This window comes from Fibrobacter sp. UWCM, assembly GCF_900129735.1.
In the GTDB taxonomy this organism is placed as follows: domain Bacteria; phylum Fibrobacterota; class Fibrobacteria; order Fibrobacterales; family Fibrobacteraceae; genus Fibrobacter.
In genome coordinates, this window is the sequence record NZ_FQWR01000007.1 from 38,542 (window position 1) to 61,126 (window position 22,585).

General features: G+C 57.4%; 25 protein-coding genes. 11 read left to right on the top strand and 14 right to left on the bottom strand.

The features are described from left to right. Positions 1-90 precede the first annotated feature (90 nt). From BUB22_RS06265 to BUB22_RS06285, 4 genes are all read left to right on the top strand, one after another. The gene (locus BUB22_RS06265; RefSeq protein ID WP_073114390.1) at positions 91-1,020 is read left to right on the top strand and encodes a cation diffusion facilitator family transporter; all 930 of its coding nucleotides are present in this window, start codon (positions 91-93) and stop codon (positions 1,018-1,020) included. Between the two features lie 403 nt (positions 1,021-1,423). Next, entirely contained in the window at positions 1,424-2,224 is an 801-nt protein-coding gene (locus BUB22_RS06275; protein ID WP_073114392.1) for a hypothetical protein, read from the top strand. 8 nt (positions 2,225-2,232) lie between these two features. Then, positions 2,233-2,634: an HIRAN domain-containing protein gene (locus BUB22_RS06280; RefSeq protein ID WP_083535420.1), complete on the top strand. Its 402-nt coding sequence runs from the start codon at positions 2,233-2,235 to the stop codon at positions 2,632-2,634. A 36-nt stretch (positions 2,635-2,670) separates the two neighbouring features. Continuing rightward, complete coding sequence (locus tag BUB22_RS06285) at positions 2,671-4,149, top strand: M16 family metallopeptidase (protein WP_083535421.1); 1,479 nt, start codon at positions 2,671-2,673, stop codon at positions 4,147-4,149. On the opposite strand, the gene BUB22_RS06290 is transcribed toward BUB22_RS06285, so the two are convergent. Together BUB22_RS06290 and BUB22_RS06295 are read right to left on the bottom strand one after the other, a co-directional pair. Continuing rightward, complete coding sequence (locus BUB22_RS06290) at positions 4,146-4,370, bottom strand: DUF167 domain-containing protein (protein WP_072813235.1); 225 nt, start codon at positions 4,368-4,370, stop codon at positions 4,146-4,148. The genes BUB22_RS06285 and BUB22_RS06290 overlap by 4 nt on opposite strands. 16 nt (positions 4,371-4,386) lie before the next feature. Then, entirely contained in the window at positions 4,387-4,926 is a 540-nt protein-coding gene (locus tag BUB22_RS06295) for a DivIVA domain-containing protein (RefSeq protein WP_072813232.1), read from the bottom strand. Positions 4,927-5,036: 110 nt separating this feature from the next. Between BUB22_RS06295 and BUB22_RS06300 the strand changes: the two genes are divergently transcribed. The 5 genes from BUB22_RS06300 to yidC all read left to right on the top strand — a co-directional run bounded on the left by BUB22_RS06300 (position 5,037) and on the right by yidC (position 8,955). Further along, positions 5,037-6,128 (top strand): GGDEF domain-containing protein, encoded by a 1,092-nt coding sequence (locus tag BUB22_RS06300; RefSeq protein ID WP_073114393.1) that lies wholly within the window; start codon positions 5,037-5,039, stop codon positions 6,126-6,128. 184 nt (positions 6,129-6,312) lie between these two features. After that, the gene (gene rpmH / locus BUB22_RS06305; protein ID WP_072813226.1) at positions 6,313-6,468 is read left to right on the top strand and encodes a 50S ribosomal protein L34; all 156 of its coding nucleotides are present in this window, start codon (positions 6,313-6,315) and stop codon (positions 6,466-6,468) included. A 15-nt stretch (positions 6,469-6,483) separates the two neighbouring features. Further along, positions 6,484-6,855, top strand: coding sequence for a ribonuclease P protein component (locus BUB22_RS06310; RefSeq protein ID WP_073114394.1), 372 nt, complete (start codon positions 6,484-6,486; stop codon positions 6,853-6,855). Next, the gene (gene yidD, locus BUB22_RS06315; protein WP_072813221.1) at positions 6,842-7,090 is read left to right on the top strand and encodes a membrane protein insertion efficiency factor YidD; all 249 of its coding nucleotides are present in this window, start codon (positions 6,842-6,844) and stop codon (positions 7,088-7,090) included. The genes BUB22_RS06310 and yidD overlap by 14 nt, the downstream gene beginning before the upstream one ends. Next, positions 7,087-8,955, top strand: coding sequence for a membrane protein insertase YidC (yidC, locus tag BUB22_RS06320; RefSeq protein ID WP_073114395.1), 1,869 nt, complete (start codon positions 7,087-7,089; stop codon positions 8,953-8,955). Before yidD ends, yidC begins: the two co-directional genes overlap by 4 nt. A 140-nt stretch (positions 8,956-9,095) precedes the next feature. Here yidC and BUB22_RS06325 read toward each other — a convergent pair whose 3' ends face one another. From BUB22_RS06325 to BUB22_RS06335, 3 genes are read right to left on the bottom strand one after another with little or no spacing between them, the layout of a single operon-like run. Beyond that, entirely contained in the window at positions 9,096-10,037 is a 942-nt protein-coding gene (locus BUB22_RS06325; protein WP_073114396.1) for a rhamnan synthesis F family protein, read from the bottom strand. 12 nt (positions 10,038-10,049) lie between these two features. Beyond that, positions 10,050-12,365: a ribonuclease R family protein gene (locus tag BUB22_RS06330; protein ID WP_073114397.1), complete on the bottom strand. Its 2,316-nt coding sequence runs from the start codon at positions 12,363-12,365 to the stop codon at positions 10,050-10,052. A gap of 1 nt (position 12,366) precedes the next feature. Next, a complete protein-coding gene (locus BUB22_RS06335; RefSeq protein WP_073114398.1) occupies positions 12,367-13,134 on the bottom strand; it encodes a lysophospholipid acyltransferase family protein in 768 nt (255 codons plus the stop codon). Positions 13,135-13,268: 134 nt separating this feature from the next. Here BUB22_RS06335 and BUB22_RS06340 point away from each other — a divergent pair, with 134 nt between their 5' ends. Further along, positions 13,269-13,676, top strand: a complete 408-nt coding sequence (locus BUB22_RS06340; RefSeq protein ID WP_073114399.1) for a hypothetical protein — start codon at positions 13,269-13,271, stop codon at positions 13,674-13,676. A gap of 8 nt (positions 13,677-13,684) precedes the next feature. Here BUB22_RS06340 and pyrC read toward each other — a convergent pair whose 3' ends face one another. The 8 genes from pyrC to hisE all read right to left on the bottom strand — a co-directional run bounded on the left by pyrC (position 13,685) and on the right by hisE (position 20,008). Then, positions 13,685-14,689, bottom strand: coding sequence for a dihydroorotase (gene pyrC, locus BUB22_RS06345; protein ID WP_073114400.1), 1,005 nt, complete (start codon positions 14,687-14,689; stop codon positions 13,685-13,687). A 99-nt stretch (positions 14,690-14,788) separates the two neighbouring features. Then, positions 14,789-15,604: an ABC transporter ATP-binding protein gene (locus BUB22_RS06350; RefSeq protein WP_073114401.1), complete on the bottom strand. Its 816-nt coding sequence runs from the start codon at positions 15,602-15,604 to the stop codon at positions 14,789-14,791. Beyond that, complete coding sequence (locus BUB22_RS06355) at positions 15,604-16,476, bottom strand: MlaE family ABC transporter permease (protein ID WP_083535424.1); 873 nt, start codon at positions 16,474-16,476, stop codon at positions 15,604-15,606. The genes BUB22_RS06350 and BUB22_RS06355 overlap by 1 nt, the downstream gene beginning before the upstream one ends. Continuing rightward, entirely contained in the window at positions 16,454-17,092 is a 639-nt protein-coding gene (yihA, locus tag BUB22_RS06360) for a ribosome biogenesis GTP-binding protein YihA/YsxC (RefSeq protein WP_073114402.1), read from the bottom strand. The genes BUB22_RS06355 and yihA overlap by 23 nt, the downstream gene beginning before the upstream one ends. Continuing rightward, positions 17,089-17,685, bottom strand: coding sequence for a recombination mediator RecR (gene recR / locus BUB22_RS06365; protein ID WP_072812954.1), 597 nt, complete (start codon positions 17,683-17,685; stop codon positions 17,089-17,091). The genes yihA and recR overlap by 4 nt, the downstream gene beginning before the upstream one ends. Continuing rightward, the gene (locus BUB22_RS06370) at positions 17,675-18,910 is read right to left on the bottom strand and encodes an EAL and HDOD domain-containing protein (protein WP_072812957.1); all 1,236 of its coding nucleotides are present in this window, start codon (positions 18,908-18,910) and stop codon (positions 17,675-17,677) included. The genes recR and BUB22_RS06370 overlap by 11 nt, the downstream gene beginning before the upstream one ends. A gap of 1 nt (position 18,911) precedes the next feature. Further along, entirely contained in the window at positions 18,912-19,751 is an 840-nt protein-coding gene (gene hisG / locus BUB22_RS06375) for an ATP phosphoribosyltransferase (protein WP_072812960.1), read from the bottom strand. Next, positions 19,748-20,008, bottom strand: a complete 261-nt coding sequence (gene hisE, locus BUB22_RS06380) for a phosphoribosyl-ATP diphosphatase (RefSeq protein WP_072812962.1) — start codon at positions 20,006-20,008, stop codon at positions 19,748-19,750. Before hisE ends, hisG begins: the two co-directional genes overlap by 4 nt. A gap of 99 nt (positions 20,009-20,107) precedes the next feature. On the opposite strand from hisE, the gene BUB22_RS06385 reads away from it, so the two are divergent. Then, positions 20,108-21,073: a hypothetical protein gene (locus tag BUB22_RS06385; RefSeq protein ID WP_139258794.1), complete on the top strand. Its 966-nt coding sequence runs from the start codon at positions 20,108-20,110 to the stop codon at positions 21,071-21,073. 122 nt (positions 21,074-21,195) lie between these two features. On the opposite strand, the gene BUB22_RS06390 is transcribed toward BUB22_RS06385, so the two are convergent. After that, entirely contained in the window at positions 21,196-22,461 is a 1,266-nt protein-coding gene (locus BUB22_RS06390; RefSeq protein WP_073114491.1) for a chloride channel protein, read from the bottom strand. Positions 22,462-22,585: the final 124 nt, after the last annotated feature.

The window sequence follows — 22,585 nt, forward strand, 5'->3', positions numbered from 1 at the left end:
GGTATTTTGATGCCCGGCGGGCCAAAAAGGTTGCATGGGAAGCGAAAAACGCCTTCATTTGCTTATAAAATAAATTTTATATTAGGTCGCATGACGCGCATCAGAAAGAAAGACGACGGCTCCGAGGTCCGCAGCGTAACGCTGGTAGGGCTTGTCTGGAACGTGGTTCTTTCCGTGAGCAAGTTCTTCGCGGGCTATTTTGGGGGCTCCCAGGCGCTTGTTGCCGACGCCATCCACAGTGCATCGGATTTCATTACCGATATCGCGATAATCGTGGGTTCCAGGTTTTGGAACGCGCCCCCCGATGCGGACCACCCGTACGGGCACCGGCGTTTCGAGACGCTCATCTCGGTGGGTATCGGGCTTGCCGTATGCGCGGTGGGTATCGGGCTCGGTTACAATGCCATAATGGCCCTTGTAAACGGCGAACAGTCGCACCCCGAGTGGATTGCGGCCGTGATGGCGGCGGTCTCCATCGTCGTGAAGGAGGCCCTGTTCCGCTACACGCGGGCGAAGGGGCGTGCCATGCGTAGCGAGGCCGTGGAAGCGAATGCGTGGCACCACCGGAGCGATGCGTACAGTTCTATTCCTGTTTTGATTGCGGTCCTGTTCGGGATAATTTTCCCGACGCTCTGGTTCGCGGACTCCGTCGGCGCGATTATCGTTTCTTGCTTTATCCTGCATTCCGGCTACGAGATTGCCTGGCCCGGGATTCACCGCGTCGCCGATGTGGGGGCGAGCGAGGAGGTCGCGCAGAAGTTGAAGGAAGTGGCGCTTGCCTGCCCGAACGTCATCAGCATACACGGTTTCCGCACGCGTTACGTGGGTTCTGACCTGCATGTGGATTTGCACGTGGTGGTGCCTGCCGAGATGACCCTCCTTGCGGCGCACGATTTGGCCGAGGATGTGGAACGCAGGCTCATCGACGCGGGCGAGAACGTGGTGGATGCGCTCGTGCACATAGACCCGTACAGCGAAGAGCGCGTAAGGCGCGGCGAAATCAAGACGCTTGAGCGCTAGGTCGCGCGGGCCGTCGTTTTCGATATTCCCGTCACCCTCGAAAATGTGGTACAGGTGGTGCATGCCGAGCCCGTCCTTGAAAATCTCTCCGTAGCTGTCTATCATGACGTCCCCGACGCGGAGCATAAAGAACCTGTCGCCGGCATGGACCTGCTCGTGTTCCCAGATGCTCCAGTTGAGCATGTAGTTCTTTCCTTCGCGGGCCTGTTCAAAGCCGTGGTCGCTACGCCCGAGCGTGTAGCTCGAAATAGCGGGGTTCCATTTGAGAATTACTGTAGCCAAGCCTAGAATATACATCAAAAAAACGGGAACTGAAAAATATTTTGCGGAAATTATCAAAATGACATTTTATGACACTAAATTATTTTAGATTTGAATATGAAGAAATCAACAGGAGGCCGGTATGAACGACTTGATTTTACATCCTGAATATGAATCGCTACGGGCGGAGGTTGCCCGCCTCCGTGAAGAGATTGTCGTGGTGCGTACGCAGCTGGACCGTGCGACCGGCGTGGAAACTGAACTTTTGAAGGCAGAATATGGCAAGCGGTTCGGTAGGCTCGAACTGGAACTGACGCGCAAGTACTACAGGTTCCGCCTGCTCCGGCGCCGCATTGACCTGGTGCGTTCTTACTTGAACCGCGGTGCAGAACCCGACATGGAGGCGATTGACGCGATTCTCGATGCCGAGGCGGAAGAGTACAACCAGGTCTTGCGCAGGAAGGCCGCCGATGCGGAACGGGCTTCCAAGATGACATTCCGCGAGTACAGCGACGAGGAGGCGGTACACGCCAAGAAACTCTACCAGCAGGTGGTTCGCGCACTGCACCCTGATTTGCACCCGGGTGCGACTCCCGATGACATCGCCTGCCTGCAACAGGCCGTGGAGGCCTACAACTCGGGCGATCTCGCTACCCTCGAGGCCATCGCCGTGCTTGTGGAATGCGGCGAGAAGAAGAACGATGAACCATCATGCATTGAATCCCTGCGCAAGCGTTGCGAACAGTACCGCGACACGCTCTTGAAACTCGCCCTGCGGTTGAAGAAGGTGCGTTCCTCCTTCCCGTTTGACCAGGCGGAGTTGCTCTCGAAACCGGAGAACGTGATGAAACGCATTCAGGACCTGAAGGCGGAATGCGCGAAGCTCGATGACCGCATCGCTGCGTGCGAAATTCACCTGCAACAACTGAACGGCGCCGTATAGGAGGCATTATGACGACAGAACTTGTAAATGCGGGAACGGCGGGCGGCATGCTTGCCTTGTTGCACGGCGAGGGAGGGCTCTCGATTCCGGTTCCCTTCGCGAGGTCGATACGCCTTCTGGATTCATTCGTGACGGGCACGTTCTTTGTGAAGGGTATAGAATCCCTTGCACAAAAACTGCGCGAGGGCGACCGCCTTACCTTGTTGCGGGAACCGGACAACCGCTACGACAGGTATGCAATCGTGGTGAAGGACGGCGCGGGCAACAAGCTCGGGTACATCCCGCGCAAGAACAACATTGTCCTTGCGAACCTGATGGATGCGGGCAAGTCCATATACGCGACCCTTACCGGCAAGAGTTCGGCGTATTCCTCGGTAAACCTTTCCATCGGGATTTTCATGGAGGAATAATCCCGGCTCCCTGCAAAAAATGTGTAAATTTAGGGCATGAACGCCATCTTGAAATATGCACTGAAATGCGCCTCGGTTCCGGCGCTTGTCGTTTCGCTTGCAATGCCCGCGCAGGCGGGCGTGAATCTCCCTGTCCACAAGGAGGTTCTCGACAACGGGCTTACGGTGCTGTTGCACCCGAACAGGCAGGCACCCACGGTGAGTTGCCGCCTGTTCTACGTGACGGGCTCGGTTCACGAGGTTCCGGGCAAGTCGGGCCTCGCGCATATCCTGGAGCACGAACTCTTCAAGGGCACCAAGAAGGTGGGCGTTACCGACAGTATTGCCGATGCGGCGTTCATGGCGCGCGAGGACAGCCTGCAGGCGCTTATCCGTCCGGCAAGGCTCGCGGGCGATACCGCGACCGTCAAAAAACTTACCGCCGAGCACGATTCCCTCCTGAATGAACAGCGCAAGCTCTTTGTGAAGGATGAACTCTGGGGCGCCTACCAGTCCGCGGGCGGAACGGGCCTCAACGCGTTCACGACTGACCTCATGACGGCCTACATCGTGACTCTCCCGAAGGACAAGATCGAACTTTTCATGTGGCTGGAATCCGACCGCATGCAGAACGCGGTATTGCGCGAGTTCTATTCCGAACGCGACGTGGTGCGGGAAGAACGCCGCATGCGTTACGACGACAAGCCCACGGGCCGCTTCTTCGAGACGATGAATTCGCTTATCTACGAGGCGTTCCCCTACCGCGTGCCGACCATCGGGTGGCCGTCCGATATCATGAACCTCACTCGCGAGATGGCCGACGAGCATTACCGCAGGTACTACAAGCCGCGCAACGCGATTCTCGTGCTGGCGGGCGACCTGGATACTGCCTCCACGATGGAGATGGTGAAGAAGTACTTCGGCAATATCCCTGCGGGCGAGGCGTTCCCGCCGATTACGGTACGTGACCCGGAACAGGTGGGCGAGAAGCGCTTTACGCAGGTGCGCCCCGATGCGCCGAACCTGTATTCGCTCGTGTTCAAGACGGCCGAAGTGGGCGACCCGAGTCTCTATGCGCTCGATATCGCGGAAGGCGTGCTGAACGGGCGCTCGGGCAGGCTGTACAAGCGCCTGGTGGAAGAGGAAAAGCTCGCGGTGAGCGTAAAGGCGGGCAACAGCCCGAACAAGTATGTCTCCGAATTCTCCGTGATGGTGAGCATGAAGCTCGATGCGGATGTCGCGAAGGTCGAGAAGATTGTGTGGGAAGAACTTGAACGGCTCAAGAACGAGCCCGTGAGCGAACGTGATTTCCAGAAGGTGAAGAACCACGCCTACGCGGGGCTAATCCGCAGCTTTACCGACATGGAGAACGTGGCGACGATGCTTGCCTGGTACGAGATGTACGGCGACTACCACATATTCCTCAACTGGGCTGACGCCCTCGAGAAGGTGACTCCCGCGCAAGTGCAGGAAGTCGCGAAGGCGACCTTCGTCCGCGACCGCAGTGTCGTCGGCATCTTGAAGAAGAACCGCTAGAGTCCGGAAATTTCCACGACCTTCTTGTTGTTCGTAGAACCGAGCACGACCTTCACGTCGCGCTTGTGCACCTTGAAGTGTTCGGCCAGCAGTTCGCAGATGGCCTCGTTCGCCGCCCCTTCGACCGGGGGCGCCTTCACTTCGACCTTGTAGCTGCCGTCGGGGAGGGCGGTTACGCTCTCCCGTTTGCTTCTCGCATGTACCTTGATGTTTATGCGCATGGGTGGCGTGTGACCGTTAGGCGAGCACGTTGCCTATGGAACCGATCGGCTGGGGAGGCTCGCTGCCCTGGTTGCGCTGCGGTGCGGGGGCCTGGAATTCGCGCTGGTCGTTTTCCATGGCGGCGAGGAGTTCCTCCTGCCCGCGGATAAGGGCCCTGCAACGGATAAAGTAGTTGCTGCGGAGTTGCTTCAGCTGCTCGATTTCGGCGCGCAGGTCTTCGGCCTGCTTCTTGGTGGACTCCACTTCGCGGACCGCCCTGGCCTTCGCTTCGGCGATGATGAGTTCCGCTTCCTTCTCGGCGCTGGCCTTTACCTCGTCCACGGTGCGCTGCATCGTGATGACCGCGTCCTGGATGGTCTTCTCGATTTGTCGGTAGTAGTTCACGCGTTCTTCGGCTATCTTCAGGCGTTCGGTCAGGTCGGTACGGGTGCGCGACAGCTGTTCGAATGCGGTGGCTGCCGTATCCAGGAATGCCTTGACTTCTTCGGCGTCGATGCCACCGAGGGATTTCTTGTGGAATGTCTGGTTGCGGATATCGAGCGGTGTGAGTTCCATGAAAGCCTTCCGTTTTTCGTTTCTACAGGGAAAAATATAAAATTTTCAGGATTTTATATGGCAATTACATGTTTTTCAAGTTATATTATGGGGTTAGAAAGGAGCGGCCCATGATTGCGGTTCTGAAAAAGAAGTGGAATAACCTCGAAACCCTGGAACAGAAGCTGTTCTGGATTATCCACGTCATCTTTACGTTGGTGTCTTTTTCGGGCGCACTCATCACCGTGGTCGAGGATGTGAGCAACCTCGCCGAACTGATGTGCTTCATCGACTTCGCGATCTGCATCCTGGTTGCGCTTTTCGTGATGCGCACGTCGCTTTATTCGGTCGGCCTTTTCTTGCTGATATTCTTCTACACGGCCGTTTCGACACCTCTCCTGTTTTTCCTCTGTTCGGGGGTCGATAGCGCCATGCCCTATTACATGCTGGTGGGCCCGTTCCTGAGCAGCTTTATCAGCAACCGCAAGATACGGTTCACATCTGCGGTGTTGACCATGCTTGTAGGCGTGACTCTCTATGTCTTGGCGTGGTTCTTCCCGCACCTGCTGATGCCGCCCCCGAGCAAGGGAATCGTGTACCTGGACTTCTCGGCCAACTTCGTGCTTGTGGGTGGAGCAATCTTCTTCATCTGTTCCTTCGCCATCAATGCCTATGTTCGTGAACGCGTGCAGCGCGAGCGTCTGGTGGCCAAGCTCGATTACCTCTCCAAGCACGACGACCTGACTGAACTCTACAACCGCCGCTTTGTAATCCAGTACCTCGAGAATATCGTGTGGCACAGCCGCGACCGCTACTACATGTTCATGTTCACGATCGACGACCTCAAGGCCCTGGGCGATTCGTTCGGGCATGTCGTGGCCGACCGTATCGTGTGCAACGTGGCGCATGCCCTCTGGGAAACGGTAAACGAGGGCGTTGGGGAATGCGGTGCGCGATATGGCGAGGAAACCTTCCTGTTCATTATGGCTGCCGATTCCGACGTGGAAGCCTTCATGCGGGCGGATGCCTTCCGCGAGAAGATAAGCGGGTTCATCTGGAACAACACGCCCGATGTGCGCATATCGATTAGCGGGGGGATAGTGCCTTGCCGCGACGAGAACGAGTTCGACCGCGAACGCCTGCTCAAGAAGGTCGATGCCCTGCTGGACGGGTTCAAGTCGCGCGGCAAGAACCAGGTGCGCATCTTCATGGATGTCGGCTAGCCGGGGCCGCGGGCTGCGCCTTCAGACCTCCTGTATGTTGATAAATTGTTGATTAGTTGGGGCTGTCCCTGTGGTAATCCCCGTTTCGGGGCAAAAAGGCCATTTCGTGGCTCCTGACCCCTTGATTTATGCGGGCATTTTACTATTTTTGGGACTCAAAATTTTGCACTAAAAAGGTTTTATCATGAAAAGAACATTCCAGCCTCACAATCGTAAGCGCGTCAACAAGCACGGTTTTATGGCCCGTATGGAAGACCGCTGGGGTCGTGCCGTTTTGAGCCGTCGTCGTGCCAAGGGCCGCAAGCGCCTCACCATCAGCGATTCCATCTACAAGAAGTAAGCCGGGGTTGGCCTAATGGCCGCTCTGCGTTCTTATCGGCTGCCCAGTCAGCCGGCTTATCGGCAAGTAGCCGTCCAGGGAAAGTTCGTCCGCACGCCATCACTCTCGATGCGTTGGATTGAAAGCCCGGACGGTTTTTGTCGTTTTTGTTTTTTGGCGAAAAAGAAGAACGGCAACGCGGTCTACCGCAACAAGTGCCGCAGGATTTTGCGCCCGCTGTTCTTCGGGATGGTACCTTCGATAAAGAAGCCCGTCTGGGCGATGGTCATCGTGACCGACCCTTCGGACGTGATGACGGCGGATCGCCTCCGGGAATCCGCATTCAAGATTTTCCGCAAGATGGAATGGCGGACCGATGCCGCGGGAGCTCCGGATGTCGAAGGCTAGGGATTTCGTGGTGGAGGCGCTGGTGTTCCCGATAAGGCTTTACCAGCGGATACATCCCTATTTTTTTCGGGGAGTGTGCAGGTTCTACCCGACATGCTCCCAGTATGCGATAGAGGCTTTCCGGGTCCACGGGCCCTTCAAAGGTTTCTATCTTGCGGTTTTTAGGATTCTGAGATGTAACCCCTTCTGCAAGGGCGGTATCGACCCGGTCCCGCCCAGAAAGGAAAAGAAATGAACAAGAATACCCTTATTGGCTCCATCCTGATGGCCCTGATTGTCTTCGGCTGGATGTACATGAACAAGCCGAACGAAGAGGCGATGGCGAAGGCAAAGGCGAAAAAGGCCGCGGCCCTCGTCCAGGATTCCGTAGCGGCCGCCAAGCCCGCCGGTAACCTGGTACTCCCGTCCAATGTGGCTCCCGAAGAGAAGGCCGCGCCGGTGCTCTCTGCGGTGGCGCCTGCCGAGCCCGCTGCCGTGGATTCCGCGGTTGCCGATTCTGCCGTAGCCGACAGTGCTGCCGCGGTTGCCCCGAAGGCGCCCGAACGCCGTACGGTGACGGTCGAGACCGACAGGTTCGTGATGACCCTCGATGGCAAGGGCGGCAAGATCAAGAGCCTCATCGTGAAGGCGCTGAAGGATACCGCGGGCAACTACCCCGAACTCTTCCTGGATACGGCGGAAGGCGCGCTCGACCTCTCGATTGACGGTGCGAACCTGAGCGACGCCGTGTTTGCGACGGACGCTCCCGAATGGATTACGGTGGATAGCGATACCAGCGTGCAGTTCACGTTTACCGACGTTCACGGCAGCCAGGTTGTCCGCAGCTATGGCTTTACGAAGGACGGCCCGGCCGTGCGCCAGGAAAACAAGTTTGTCGGGTTTACCCCCTCGAAGTACGAACTCGCCTGGAACGGCGGCATGAAGGAAACCGAGTCCATCCCGAAGAGCAAGGGCTTCATGGGAATCGGTTCCGGCGGAACGTACTACTACAGCGAAGTGATTTTCAATGCGGACAACTCTGTGGAACGCGAAATGAGCCGCGATTCCCTCAAGAGGTTCAACGGGGAAAAGAGCAAGATTGCCTGGGCGGGTCTTCGCCGCAAGTACGTAGCCATGACGGTGCAGTTCGACGAAGCTGTGCCTGTCGTCATCGATGCGACGCGCATGGAAGTGAAGGACAACGAGGGCGACCCGGGTACCTACAAGATTTCTCTCAAGGATGATCTGCGCGGAAGCAATACGCTTGCCTACAACGTGATGGTGCTCCCGCTCAAGTGGGATGAACTTGCCGCGCTGAACCAGCAGTACGAAAAGGTTATCGTGACGGGCTGGCAGTGGTGCGGTGCCGACGTGTGGTTCGTATGGATTTGCAAGATGCTCCTCAAGCTCCTGAACTTCCTCTACGGGCTTATCCCGAACTATGCGGTGGCGATTATCCTGCTTACGATTATCGTGCGTGCGGTGACCACGCCGTTTACCCTCAAGCAGATGAAGGCGACCCGCGGCATGGCCGCGCTCAAGCCCCAGATGGACGAGATTAACGTGAAGTACAGGAGCGACCCGCAGAAGAAGCAGGCCGCCATGATGGAACTCTACGCGAAGAATGGCATAAACCCGCTCCAGAGCTGCACGGGCTGCCTCCCGATGCTCATTCAGATGCCGATATTCATGGGCCTCTTCTTTGTGCTCGGGCGCGCGATTGAACTGCGTGGCCAGCATGCGTTCCTGTGGGTGACGGACCTGAGCCGTAGCGACGTGGTGTGGAGTGGCATTTCCATTCCTATCATCATGCCCTCGGGCCTTGCGATTCTCCCGTGGATAATGGTGGCGACGATGTACTTCCAGACGAAGGTTACCATGGGCAGCAATGCCGCGATGGACCCGGCCCAGCAGAAGATGATGATTTGGATGATGCCCGCGATGATGCTCCTGTTCAGCGCAGTGATGCCCTCGGGACTTGTAATCTACATGATTGTCTCGAACATCTGGGGCATTGTCCAGTACAAGTTGATCAACCGCAACCTTGCCCCCGCAGGCGCGACCTCCGACAAGCTGAAGGGCAAGGACGTGAAAGACGCCGAAATCGTCAAGAAGAAGTAATTAAGCAATAGTCCGGCGATAAACCGCGCCGCTAGGCGCCCACGCAAATAATCCGCTATACCATAGGTATATGATTTGAATGATGCGGATTATTAAGTGCCGGGAGAGTCTTAGGGAGGGGGTGGACCCCCTCCCTTGTCTTATCTGTACTCGTCACCTTCGAGGGTTTTGCCGAGCATTTTGTACTTCGCCTTGATAGCGGTGCGGAGCAGCGGCCACCCGACTTTGTCGAAAGCCCCTTCCCACACGAGGTCGGCCCCGTACTTCAGGCTTGAATCAATCGGGGTAGGAATCCACGTTTCGTTGAAATCGGGTGCGAGGCCGGCGCTCTTGATGATACCGGCATAGTCCACATTGAGCAGTTTCTTGTACCCCATGCGGATAAAGTGCTTCTTTTCGCTGAAGGTGAACCGGCGCTGCAAAAGTTTCCGCTTGATGAATCCCGCCCCCTGCTCGATAAGTTCTTGCGAGGCGAATAGCGGTTTATCCTTGGTGCGGTAGATGCTGTCGATGCTGACTTCAGCTTCTGCGAACTTTTCGCTGAGGCCCACTTCCATGAGCCTTACCGTGCTCTCGAAGTCCTCCTGCTCGGGCGTCTCGAAGAGGTGCATGAAGAATGCCCCGAGTGCGGGCTGCTTCATATACAGGAAGAACGACTGCAGGTGCGGCGCAATCTCGTCGCTCTGCGTGAGCGATACCACGTCGGCATCGCGCTTTTCCGCTTCGGCGAAGAACTTCGCGAAGTTGTCCTGGAAGTACACGATGGAGTCGTTCAGGACCAGAAGGCGGTCGAGGCTTCCTATGGCGCCCTGTGACCCGTTCGAGGCGGGACTTTGTACCTTGAGTTGCAGGTAGCGGTGCCACATCCCGAAATCGAACCCGTGGTTTTGCGTGAGGAAGAGTTCGATGTCGTTGTCGGCGATGAACTTGAGCGATTCTTCCGAAAGGGGGCGCTTGTTCGTCAGCAGTACTACGTGAAAGTCTGTCTGTGCAAGGTGCGAGAGTGCAAACCTCACGTAACCGGGGAGGCATTCCCCGGTCTGGTAACTTGCATAGAGCGCGACTTTCTTGTATGCTGCCATAACGATTCCAGTTTACCTTCTCCCGCGCTTGCCACGGCCCCCGCGTGCGTCGGTCTTGCGTGCCCGCGGCTTGCCGCCGCCGGCTCCGCGACCGCCCCTGCCTCCACGGGCGAACTCGCCCCTGTCGGCAAAGGCCGCCTTGCGCCTCTGCTCGCGGTTGCGTGCACGGGGCGGCATGTAGCCGTTGTCAAAATCGTCTTCGAAGTCGTCGGGCTGGCTCACGTAGCCGAGCGCTTCGGCGGCCGCAGCGCGGTCCGCGCGTTCCTGCACGTCGCGGGATTCGCCCTGGCGGCGGCGCTTCTTGGGTTCGCTCGAAATCTTCTCGAGGATGCTGAAGTCCGCCTGGCCGCGCAGCGGGTCCACGCGGAGGAGGCGCACCTTCACGATGTCGCCACGACGGAACGTGCGCCCGCTTTTTTTGCCGAAAGCGAGGCCCTGGTCCGGATTGAACACGTAGAAGTCGTCACCCGCGATGTCGCGGAACCGCACCAGGCCCTCGGCGATGGGGTCCTTGATGCTCACGTAGATTCCCCATTCCTCAATGCCCGTGACGGATGCCTCGAAGTCGTCGCCGATGCGGTTCTTCAATATCCAGCAGCTGCACACCTTGATGGAGATGCGTTCCACCTTCATGTTCTTGATTTCGTTTGCAGAAATCAAGTCGCAGACCTCGATCACGTTGTTCGCGCGCTCGGCGTTGATTTCCTTGCCCTTGCGTGCAAGTTCGCGGTGGCACCAGAGGTCGGCGTAACGGCGGATAGGGCTGGTGAAGTGGCTGTAGTCCTGCCAGTTCAATGCAAAGTGCCCGAAGCTGTTGCTGTCGTAGTGCGCCTTCTGCATACTGCGGAGGATACGGTTCATGAGCGTCTCGTCGTCGCCGGCGCGCTTCACCAGGTGCTGGTACAGCTTGAAGGCGACCGGGTTCAGGTTGGTATCGCCACTGCGGGGCTTGCCCAGGTCGCGCAGCATCACGGGTGCATCCTTGAACAGGTCGGGGTACATGTAGTACAGTTCCATGATGTCCTTGGTATCGGGCGCCTCGTGGATACGGTAGATGCCCTGCAGCTTGCGCTTGGAAAGTTCCTTCGCGCAGCAGTTGTTCGCGATGAGCATGCATTCCTCGACCCACGAGTTACTCTCGTCGGTCTCGCGCGGCACGATCTGCACGGGTTCGCCTGCCTCGTTGAACTTGCAACCGTATTCGGTGCTCTTGAATTCGAGCAGGCCTTCCTTGGTGCGGTTCTTCTTGAGCAACGCGGTCACTTCGGCGAGCGCCTTGATGGAATCGTCGCCCGCCTCCATCATCTTCACCGCTTCCTGGTAGGTAATGCCCTTCGATACGTTCACGATACTCCTGTGGAAATCCCAGCTGAGCACGTTCGCCTGCTTGTCGAGTTCCATCATGCAGGTGAATGCGCAGCGGTCTACGCCCTGGTGCAGGCTGCACACGCCACTCGAAAGCTTTTCGGGGAGCATGGGCACCGCCGTCCACGGCAGGTACTGCGTGTAGCTGCGTTCAAGCGCTTCCTCGTCGAGGTCGCTCCCTTCGGGTACATAGTAGCTCACGTCGGCGATATGCACGCCGAGCCTGTATCCGTTCTCGGTGCGTTCCACGCTGATGGCGTCGTCGTGGTCCATGGCGCCTTCGGGGTCGATGCAGAGCACGTCGAGCTTGCGGTAGTCGACGCGGCCCTTGAAATCCTTCGGACCCGGTTCCTTGATGCCTTCCACGAACTTCTTGATGGCGGGCGAGAAGTCCTTGGGCAGGTTGTTCTCTTCCATGAACTTCGTCTTGACCTCGTCCCAGCTCACGTTCAACGCTTCGGCGCTGCGGTCCACCTTCGCGAGGTAGCTGTGCTTGAGTTTCGGGTGCGGGTAAAGCGTAAAGCTGATGGTCTCGCCTTCTTTGCCCGGCGCCTGCCTGCGGTGGCACATCTCGTACACCTTGCCGGTCTCGAGTTCGTGAACTTCCCACTGCTCGTCACCAATCTGGTGCAGTATGCCGCGCTTTACGCGGGTCTCGTTTTCCTTGTCGTTTTGCCTGCGGCTGCGGGCGGCGGGCCTGCGGTTGTCTTCTGCGCCCTGTTCCGCAATCTTCTTGAATCGCTTCTCGCGCTTTTCTTCGAGGCTCTCGCCGTCGCCGAGCTGGTATTCCTTGTGGCTCGTGCGCTTCAACAGCCCGCGTTCCACCATGTCGGCAAGCATCTGCTTGAACGCCATCTTCTGCTTCTTGGGGAGCCCGAGTGCTCCGCGCAGCTGGCTTCCGACCATCGGCTCGTCGCGCAAAATTGCAATAATCTGTTCTTCACTGGGTAAACGCTGTGCCATATCAGGCCTCCTTTGTGCCGCTTTCGGCATCTAATTTCGCTTGTGCAAGTTCCGCTTGCTTGTAGGGCATCGCCGACTCCACCAAATCGTGCAGTTCGTCGCGCAGTTCTGCCATGCTCTTGTCCGCATAGTCGCTGGCCTTTACCATCGGGTGTACAACCATCCTGACCTCGCCACCACGGATGGACCACTTGACCTTCGGGAGAATTTCCCCGGTGTTCACGAGCGTGATGGGCAAGATGTCGAAGTTCTGGTCCTTCGCCATGCGGAAGATTCCGTTCTGGAACTTGAGCATGTGGCCGTCTTCGGTGCGGTGACCTTCGGGGAACACGGCGAAGTTGTAGCCCTTCGCGATGCGTTCCGAGACAAGCTTTCCCATGCCGGCATTCATGCGCGGGTTCTTGTGCACGGGAATGCAGCCGATGGTGCTGATGACCCAGCCGAAAACGGGTGCCTTCCAGAGGCTTGCCTTCGCCATGAAGGCCGCGTTGCCTATCGCGGGCCAGATGACGTTGATGTCGAGGAAACTCTGGTGGTTCGCCACGATGACAAAACCCTTGCGGCCTTTCGGGATATTCTCTTCGCCTTCTATCTTTATCTTGATTCGGAACAACTTAAAAGCGATGTTCTTGAAGAAGAACTGGCAGACGTTCGTGATTTCTTCCTTGTGTCCGCAGATGTATCCTTTGTATATAATGTAGGGTACGCCGAGGATAATCATGCCGACAAAGACGACGAGGTAGTATAGGGTTGCAAGTATTGCGCGCATAAACCAATCCGTGTTGTATTTCTGCTCATAATGTATATTTTTTAGACCGGAAGGGGAACGGAAAATGCTAATTTTCGCCTACATTCTTTTTAATAAGGAGAAAATATGAAAAAGTTCATTCTCGCGTTGGCTGCGTGGCTCCTAACCTTGCCTTGCACCTGACTATTACGCAAGTACAGAACTTTTCTGATCTGGAACTCAAGGATGAGTACGAACGGACCGTTGCGACTACGAACCAGAGCGAAAGTCTCATCTTGTTCGGTTTCGGTGCTACCTACTACTTCTTGGACAACATGTTCGTTACCGGAAGTTTCGGCTTGTCTGTGTTTACCATCGAAGAGGTGGGCAACTCTAGAGCGGGTGGAGCCTCCGAAGCGGGTATCGGTTTCCAGGTCGGAGTCGGCAAGGAATGGTGGGCCGGCGACGAATGGGGAATGGGCGCCTTGGGGACGCTTACCTACGGCAGTGCCGACGACAAGGACGATATCGGCGAGATGTCCGCGTATGCCGTGGGCGTCAAGTTCACGTTGACATTAAATTAAACCTTAAATTAAATCTTTATCTTCCAGTCTAATGTCTGGCCGGCGGCGAGGGGGACGACGCCGTTCACGAGGGTCGGGACGGTCCACTTTTCCTGCACGACTTCGACTTGCTTGGTGGTCCGTGGGAGTCCGTAGAAATCGGCTCCGAAACCGGCGATAAAATCGGGCAGTTTGTCGAGGTGGCCGGCCCGGTCAAATTCTTGGACCAGCAGGGGGAGGGCCACCGGGGCGCTGTAGACGCCCGCCGCCCCGCACGGGCATTCCTTTTTGCCCTGCTGGTGCGGGGCGGAGTCCGTGCCGAGGAAAAACTTCGGGTTGCCGCTGAAGGCGGCCTCGCGGATGGCGGCACGGTCTTCAGGCCGCTTCGGGAGCGGCTTGCAGAAGTGGTGCGGCCTGAGGGCGTCGCCTACGATGTCATCGAGAGTCATCATCAGGTGGTGAACTGTGAACGTCGCCGCCACGTTTGCGGGCAGCCGCTTCACCGCCTCGACCGACTTTGCGGAACTCAGGTGCTCAAAGACGATTTTCAATTTCGGGAACTTTGTCGCAAGCGTCTCTACGCGCTTGATGAATGCGGGCTCGCGGTCCAGGCAGAATTCACCGGGTTCCTCGCCGTGTACGCATAGCACGAGCCCGAGTTTTTCCATCATCGCGACTACCGGGAATACCGCCTCGAAGTCGCTGATGCCGTCTGCGCTGTTCGTGGTGACGCCTGCAGGGTAGTATTTTCCAGCGACGACGCCTACCGCCATCATGTCCTTCAAATCCTGCTCCGTGTAGTTCGGGTTCAGCTTGAAGGTCATCAGCGGTTCAAAATCGGGCCGCACGTCCTTTGCCGCTTCTAGAATTTGTTTCTTGTACTCGCTTATCGCCTTCGCGCTGGTCATCGCGGGTACGGTGTTCGGCATAATGATGGCACGGCCAAACTGGCTCGCTAAGTCTCGCACATATCCGGGCATGAGTTCGCCCTGGCGCAGGTGTGCATGAAAATCGTCGGGAAGGGGGAGAAACATTTTGAAATCCTTTTGTAAAATGTGTAATGTGTAGTGTGTAATGTGTGATGGCTAATTATTCATTTGTCATTCCACACTCCACATTGCCGCGTAGCGGCTTTACCCGCTGGTCCGCAAGTCGCGGAAGAGTTCCTTCGAAATAGCCGTATCGCTGTGTAGCCACTCGTCAAAGTAACGCGGTTCGGTCAACTGCTTGTGCGTGAGGAAGGTTATCTTGCAGTTCAGTTCCTTGGCCACCATGAGGTCGTGCGTCACGATGATGATGGTCGTCTTGAACAGCGTACGCATGTTGTCGATAAGCGGGAGCAGGTTGCGGCGGTTGTAGTTGTCGAGACCTGCGGTCGGTTCGTCCATCAGCAGTAACTGCGGGCCCATCGCCCAGCTGCGGGCAATCGCCACACGTTTCTGCATGCCCACGCTCAGCATGTGCGGGAAAAAGTCGGCATAGTCGCGCACGCGCATCAGGTCCATTGCCATGCGGACCTTGTCCTCGATCTCGGTGGCGGTACCGACCTTGTGGTAGCGCAGCGGGAGCGCGATGTTGTCGCGCACGCGCAGGTTCGAGATGAGTGCCCCGTTCTGGAACACGAGCCCCACCTGGCGCTTGGCGATGTTCAGTGCGGTAAGCCTTTCGGGCGGAATGTATTCGCCGAAGATATACATCTTGCCGGCATTGGGGCGTGCAAGCCCAGAAATCACGCGGAGCAGTGCGCTCTTGCCCTGGCCCGAACCGCCGCCGATGCAGATGGTTTCTCCCTTCTGCACGACAAGGTTTGCGCCCGAGATAAGTTCCTGCTCGCCCGGCTGTATGCCCGATTCGAAGAACCCCAGCGGTCTCGGTTTCGAGATCGAGGTGCCGACCAATCCCCGGTAGGAAAGGTGCAGGTCTTCGAGTCTGAGGGCTTCGTTATACATTAGATGATCTTCGAGATTTCGTTAAAGTAATCGATGAAGTAGAACAGTGACAGGAACACGTCGGCACAGACAATGTAGAAGAAGGACTTGATGACGGACCTGCCGGTAGCCTTCGGCACCTGGCGAATGTCGCGCGGGATATTCATGGCCTGGTAGCAGGCGTTCGTGGTAATGATGCAGCCGAACACGATTGGCTTGACGACGATGAAGATAAAGTCCGTGAATGTCAGGGCTTTCAGGATTTCGGTAGAAAGGTAGTCCCAGGTGAGCTGGAGGTTGAGCGCGTTTCCGGTAAGGGCTATGGCGATTTTCGTCATGAGGTAACCCGCACAGATGGCACTCGTGCTGAACACGATGTTCATGATGAATGTGGCGATGGCGCCTCCGATGAGCCCCGGCATCACGAGGTAGCGCACGGGGTCCACGCCCATCGTGGCAAGCGCGTCCACTTCGGAATTGATGACCATGCCGCCGATGTAGGTGGTGAGCGATGAACCACTGCGGCCTGCGATGAGGAATGCCGTGAGGATTGGTCCCAGCTCGCGGATGATGACAACCACCATGAGCCCGCCGACCACGTCGTCGAACCCCATCTTGCCCATCATGGTAATGACTTCGATGATGACGACCGTGCCGAAGAGGGTGGCCACCACAAAAAGAATCGGGAAAATTTCGACACCGGTAAAGAACGTCTGCAATATGATGTTGCGCGAGTCGGTCTTGAAACTACGGCTCTTGTTGAACAGCGACATGATGGCACGGACAAACAGCGCGATTTCTTGCCCCACGGGTCTGCGGAGCAGGAACAAACCCAAGGCGTGGAACTTTTGTCCCACGAGGGTAAGCTTCTTATCGTTCGTCTGTACTTCCATCTACAATGTTCGTCCCGTTTATCGCACTCAGTATGTCTTGCCAGAGCGTTGCAATCCCGTGTCCCTTGACGGCACTTACGCAGAGGGGCTTCTCGGGTAGGGAAAGGCGTTCCTGAATCTGCCTCAGCCCTTTAGCCAGTTCCGACTGGTTTACCTTGTCCCGCTTGCTGGCAATCACCAGCACCGGGCAGCCCGTATTACGGATGCATTCCACCGTCTCGATGTCGGTGGGGGTGCCTCCGTGGCGTATGTCCACCAGGTATACAAGTCCGCGCAGGTCCTTGCACTTTTCCACGTATTCGCGGATAAATTCGGACATCTGGTCGCGCTTCGCGTTGCTCACCTTGGCAAAGCCTACACCAGGTAAATCTACAAGAAAAAACTGGTTGTTGACTTTGAAGAAATTGATTTCGCGGGTCTTTCCGGGGGTAGAACTGACCTTGACCAGCTTTTTTTGCCCCATGAGGGCGTTCATGAGCGATGACTTGCCCACGTTGGAGCGCCCGAGGAAGGCTACCATCGGGAGCCGTTCTTCGGGGAGGCCCTTGAGGCTGACTGCCGCCTTCACGAATTCTGCGGAGGTGACGGTGAAATCGCCGAACTTTACCGGGTTCACAGGCTTACCCTCCCTTCGAAGGCGCGGAGCATGGTTACCTCGTCCACGAACTCGAGGTCGCTGCCCATCGGGATACCGCGGGCAAGGCGCGTACGCTTGACGTTTGTGCCGGCGAGCATGCGGTCTATCATGAGCGACGTGCTGTCGGCCTCCGGGCTAGACCCGAGGGCAAGTACCAGTTCCTCGATGCCCTCGTCCTTGATGCGCGCTACCAGCTGGGGCAGGTGCAGGCTTTCGGGCCCGATTCCATCCAGCGGGGAAATCACGCCGCCGAGCACGAAGTACAGGCCCTTGAATACGCCCGAACGTTCGAACGGCATGATGTCTGAACTTTTTTCCACCACGCAGAGCGACTTGGCTCCTGCGCGCGATGTGCAGGTGGAGCACGTGTCAAGGTCGGTGAACGCGTGGCACTTGGGGCAGGGGTGCACCCTGTCGGCCGCGTTGGTGAGGCTCGTGGCAAAGCGCTCCACGTCGGCCTTCGGTTTGGAAAGCACGTGATAGGCGAGGCGGCGGGCGGTCTTGTGCCCGATACCCGGCAGGTTCGAAAACTCTGCGATCAATGCCTCGAGGCTTTCCGGTTCAACGCTCATGGGCCCACGTATACGCGTCGTTCACACAACGGTTCAACAAGGTGGAAGAAATTTTCAAGTCCTTCAGGAGTACGAGAATCTTCTGCTGGTCGTCCTGCTCGACGGCGTCGGCAAGCTGGAGCAGTTTACCCAGGCGGCCGGAACGCTGGAGCAGCGCCTCGCGGATGTCCTCGTCTGCGCCGGATTCGGTAAGGATGCTTTCGAGCGGGGCTCCGACGAGTGCGTCCATGCGGCTGATGAGCCCGACCATGAATGCCTTTGCGGGCAGGTCGTTGTCGGTGCCGCTCACCACGCGGGCCAGTATCTCGAGGAACTTCGCGCGGTGGCTTGCGTTCTGGAACAGCGGAGAACTCTGTGGCGTCATGCCCATCTCGGGGCGGGCGTACAGCATGAGCATCAGCCATTCCTGGATGTTTCGCATGCCGATCCACACGATGGCGTCGCGCACGTTCGCGATGTTCTGGCTCCTGAACTGCGCGTCGGAGTTCACGAAGCGGAGCAGGTTTGCGGCCACGTCGCCGTATTCCGAGAGGCACTCGCACAGTTCGTCGAGGCTCGGGTGCGTGCGCAGCAGGAGCAATATACGGAGAATTGCCGCGGAGGTCGCGTCAATCTTCTTTCCGGTCACGAGTTCGGGCTTCGCGAAGAAGAACCCCTGGAAGTAGTCGTACCCTGCGGCGAGGCACTTCTTGAAGCTCGCCTTCGTCTCCACCTTCTCGGCGAGAATCTTGATGTTCTTCGCCTTGAAGAACGCGGCGGCTCGCGCCATGTCGTCGTCGCTGTTTTCCACCAGGTCCATCTTCACGTACGAGATGAACGGGTAGAGCGGGGCGCAGCGCTTGAGAAACTCGTCATTGAAGATGAAGTCGTCGAGCGCGATTTCGAACCCGCGGGCGTGGTAGTGCGCGACGGCCTTCACGAGGGCGTCGTCGACTTCCACGTCTTCGAGAACCTCGAGCACAAAGCAGCGCGGGTTCAAGAGCCCGAACAGGTTGTCGAGCAGCATGTCGCGGCTGCAGTTCACAAAAGCCTTGTGGTCGCCGATGAGCTTCGGGAGGCCGATGTTGTTGAGCACGTTCTCGAGGACCTGCGCAGTCGCAAGCATGTCGCTCGCGATAACGGCGGTATCGCTCGTGGGCGAGTCGCGGAACAGAAGTTCGTAGGCGAAAATCTTCCCGTCCCGGTCGAGGATGGGCTGGCGTGCTAGGTAGGCAAGAGAATGCATACTAGATTCGTGCGCTCTTGATACCGAACAGGAGAATGCTGCGGGCGCCAGCGTCCCAGAGCTTGTCCATGATGGAGTTCGCCTCTTCTTGCGGGACCATCGCCTTCACGGAGTACCACTCGCGGCCGTGCAGCTTGGTCACGGTCGGGGCGTCGAGCCCGGGCGTGAGTTCGCATGCCTTCTGCAGGAGTTCTGCCGGGCAGTCGTACTCGATCATCATGTACGACTGGGCCACGAGCTTGCCCTCGATGCGGCGGATAAGCGTGTTGACTTCTTCGAGTTCGGTCTTCTGCGGGTTGCAGAACAGGGCGGCGTTGCTGCGGAACAGCGGGTCGCCCACGATGCGGAGCCCTGCCTGCTTGAGGGTCGTGCCGGTTTCCACCACGTCGACGATGGCGTCTGCCACGCCGAGACTCACGGAGATTTCAACGGCGCCCTCGAGCACCACGAAATCCATCGGCTTCTTGTAGAAGCCTTCCACGATGTTCGGGAAGCTGGTGGCGATGGTCTTGTCCTTCAGTTCGTCGAGGCTCTGCACCGGGCTTTCGTTCGGGACGGCGGCGCACATCTTGGAGGCGCCGAAGGGGAGGTCCAGAACCTTCACCGCGGGGCTCTTCGCTTCGGCGTTGAAGTCGATGCCGGTGATGCCCGCATCGATGATGCCACGGCCCACGTACATCGGGATGTCGCTCGGGCGGAGGAAGAAGAATTCGATTCCGTTCTTGGTATCGAGCTGAGTCAGAGTCTTGTAGGGCTTGGATGCCTTGTAGCCGCAGGCCTTCAGGAGTTCCTGCGTGGGTTCGAAAAGCATGCCCTTGTTCGGGAGAGCTACCTTGATCATAGTTTGGCGTACACCTCTTCGAGAGTTAAGCCCTTTTCGGCCATCATCACGGCCACGTAGTAGAGCACCTGGGAAAGTTCGAGGCACTGCGCGTCGCGGCTTTCGAAGCGGGCGGCCTGCCAGCTTTCGGCGGCTTCTTCCACGAGCTTCTTGCCGATGGCGTGCGGACCCTTCTTGAACAGTTCCGTGGTTCCCTTGCCTTCGGGCATTTCCTTCTTGCGCTGGCACGCCAGTGCGTACATTTCTTCGAACGTCATGATAGACCTCTTTTATGTTTTCTTTTTTCTCGGTAAAAGATAGTTTTTTAGAAGGGGTGCGAAGGCCGCACGGGCCGAAAATCAAGTTATATTTTGAGCGTGAATAAACGAAACAACAAGAGATTTATCGGTATTGCGGTTGCGGTTGCGGCTTGCGTGGTTGCGGCGGTTGTCTTTGCGGTGCTATGCGCTCGGGGGGCTTCCGCCGACGAAGAACCGCACGAGACCAGGCCGCTTTTCGATGTGCTCGACAGCGCGAACATGATGCTCGTGACCCCGGTGGGTCTTGGCGACCATGCGAAGGGCAAGGTGATTAGCGGACGTACCTACCAGAACTTTGTTCAGCTGCTGCGCCTTGCCGATGCGAAGGAAACGCTTCTCGATACCTTCCATACGGAATGTGCGACGGGTGTGCGCATACAGCTCTTTCGCGATACTTTGTCTGTAGCGGAACTGCGCGTCGCCGACAAAATCGGGCGTGTCGGAGACGATATCGGCGTGTGGGAACCCGAGAGACCGGTTGTCATGAGGAAAATAAACCAGTTCATACGTCACCAGGGCGTGAACTTCAGGCCCTGTGCTATCAAGGATTCTTCCACGGATGTGTCGGGTGTGCTGGAAAGCATGATCCTTGAACAGGATACCGCTATCAGGACGCCGCTCTATGAAATTGCCAAGAATGCGGATCGTGCGGAAATCAGCTGGGGATTGTCCTGCACTCGCCCCAGGACAACGGAATTGACGGAGGAACAGCTTCAAGAGTTTATTTCGCTTTTGCAAAATACCAAGAGGGAATCTTTTTCCGGGGGCTGCCTTTGCCTGCCCCGTGTTACGGTCAGGATGTTTCGTGATTCCGTGGAAATCCTGTACCTGGAAAACTTCGGTGATGGCAAAGGTCTCGAAAAGCACCTTCTCGAAAGCGACTTCGGTGCAGGGGGCTTTTGGGAATCCTCGAATCCGCAGGCGGTCAAGGCGTTCTTTGACCGCCTGAAGAAACAGGTGAAGGACTGCAGGCAAAAGCCGGAGATTCCGGTAGAGCGCCCGGTGCTCATTTTAAATCGCTGACGGACGAATCCTTAAACCCGCAGGCGTTCAGGGCGCTCTTTGATCGCATCAGGGCCCCGCTGGAAGAAGCGGAGCGTGGAAAACTCCCGATAGAGACGCCAGTACTGATACTAAAGTGAACCCTACCGAATTCGCAGCTTCTTCTGCTGGTAAATGGACTGCCCGCCGTTGCAGGTGTAAGCCGCTACGCAAACGACAAAGAATGCGGGGAGCATTTCAAATCCGAAAACTTCTGCGCCAATGAGCATCGGGGCAAAGAGCGTGTTGGTCGCAGCCCCGAACACGGCGGCGTACCCGAGGGCCGCGGCAAGCGGGAGCGGGATGCCGACCATTGTCGCGACAAATGTGCCGAATGTCGCCCCGATGGCGAATAGCGGGGTTACCTCGCCGCCCTTGAACCCGACGGCGATGGTCAAAATCGTGAGCGCGAATTTCAGGAACCAGTCAAACGCGTAGATGCCGTTTGTCGCAGTTGCCGCAGACCCCGAGAAAATCATGTCGATGAGATTCGTGCCGAGGCCTGCGTAGCGCCCCTGGAAAAATACGAGAAGCAAAACGCTTATCGCGATGCCACCGATGGCGATTCGCTTGATGGGGTTGGGAAATTTTTTGCTGGCAAACGATTTCGCGAGCGAGAGCGCCTTGGCAAACCCGCCACCTACAATCCCGAAGAGCGCTCCAAGGACCGCAAGTTTCAGGATGAAGTTGATGTCGAGGCCGTAATCGTCCCAGATGCCCGGGAGGTCGGCCGGGAATATGTCGTTCATCGCGACGGCGATGCCTTCCCCGAACATCTGCGATACCTTGCATGCGGCAAATGCGGCGACCGTTGCGGGCAGGAGTGCGGCCAGCTCCAGGTGGCCGGCGAGCAGCACCTCGAGTGCGAGCGCGACTGCTGCGAGCGGGGTCTGAAACAGCCCCGCGAATCCTGCCGCCATGCCTGCGACAAGCAATACGCGGTTCGCGTTCTCGAAATGGAACTTGGTGCTGATGTTGTGCCCGAGAGTGGCGCCAATCTGCATCGCGACGCCTTCGCGGCCGGCACTGCCCCCGAACAGGTGAGTGAGCCACGTGCTCGCCATCACCATCGGAATCATACGGAGCGGAATATTGCTTTCCTTGCCATGGGCGACCGCGAACACCATGTCCATCCCGCGTTCGGTTCCCTTGCCGAACTTCTTGTATGCAAAGGCAATCAATACACCCGCAATCGCGAGTGCCGGAATCCAGTAAAGCGGGTGCGCATCGCGCAGATTGCTGAGATAAAGCAGCCCTGACCCGAAAAATGCGGTAAGCACGCCAACGATGGCGCCAAATACGAGGGCCACCGCCGTAAGGATGGGCGTGGAAAGCCATTTTTGAACAAATTCGCGTGTTTTCGCCTTCATCTGTTCCTTCGCCATCTTCATCATCTGCTCCTTCATCTCGGGAGACATGCCGGCGAACTGTTCCTTGAACTGGTTATACTTTCCAAAATCCCTAAAATTCATGGGTAGACCTCAATTGCGTGTG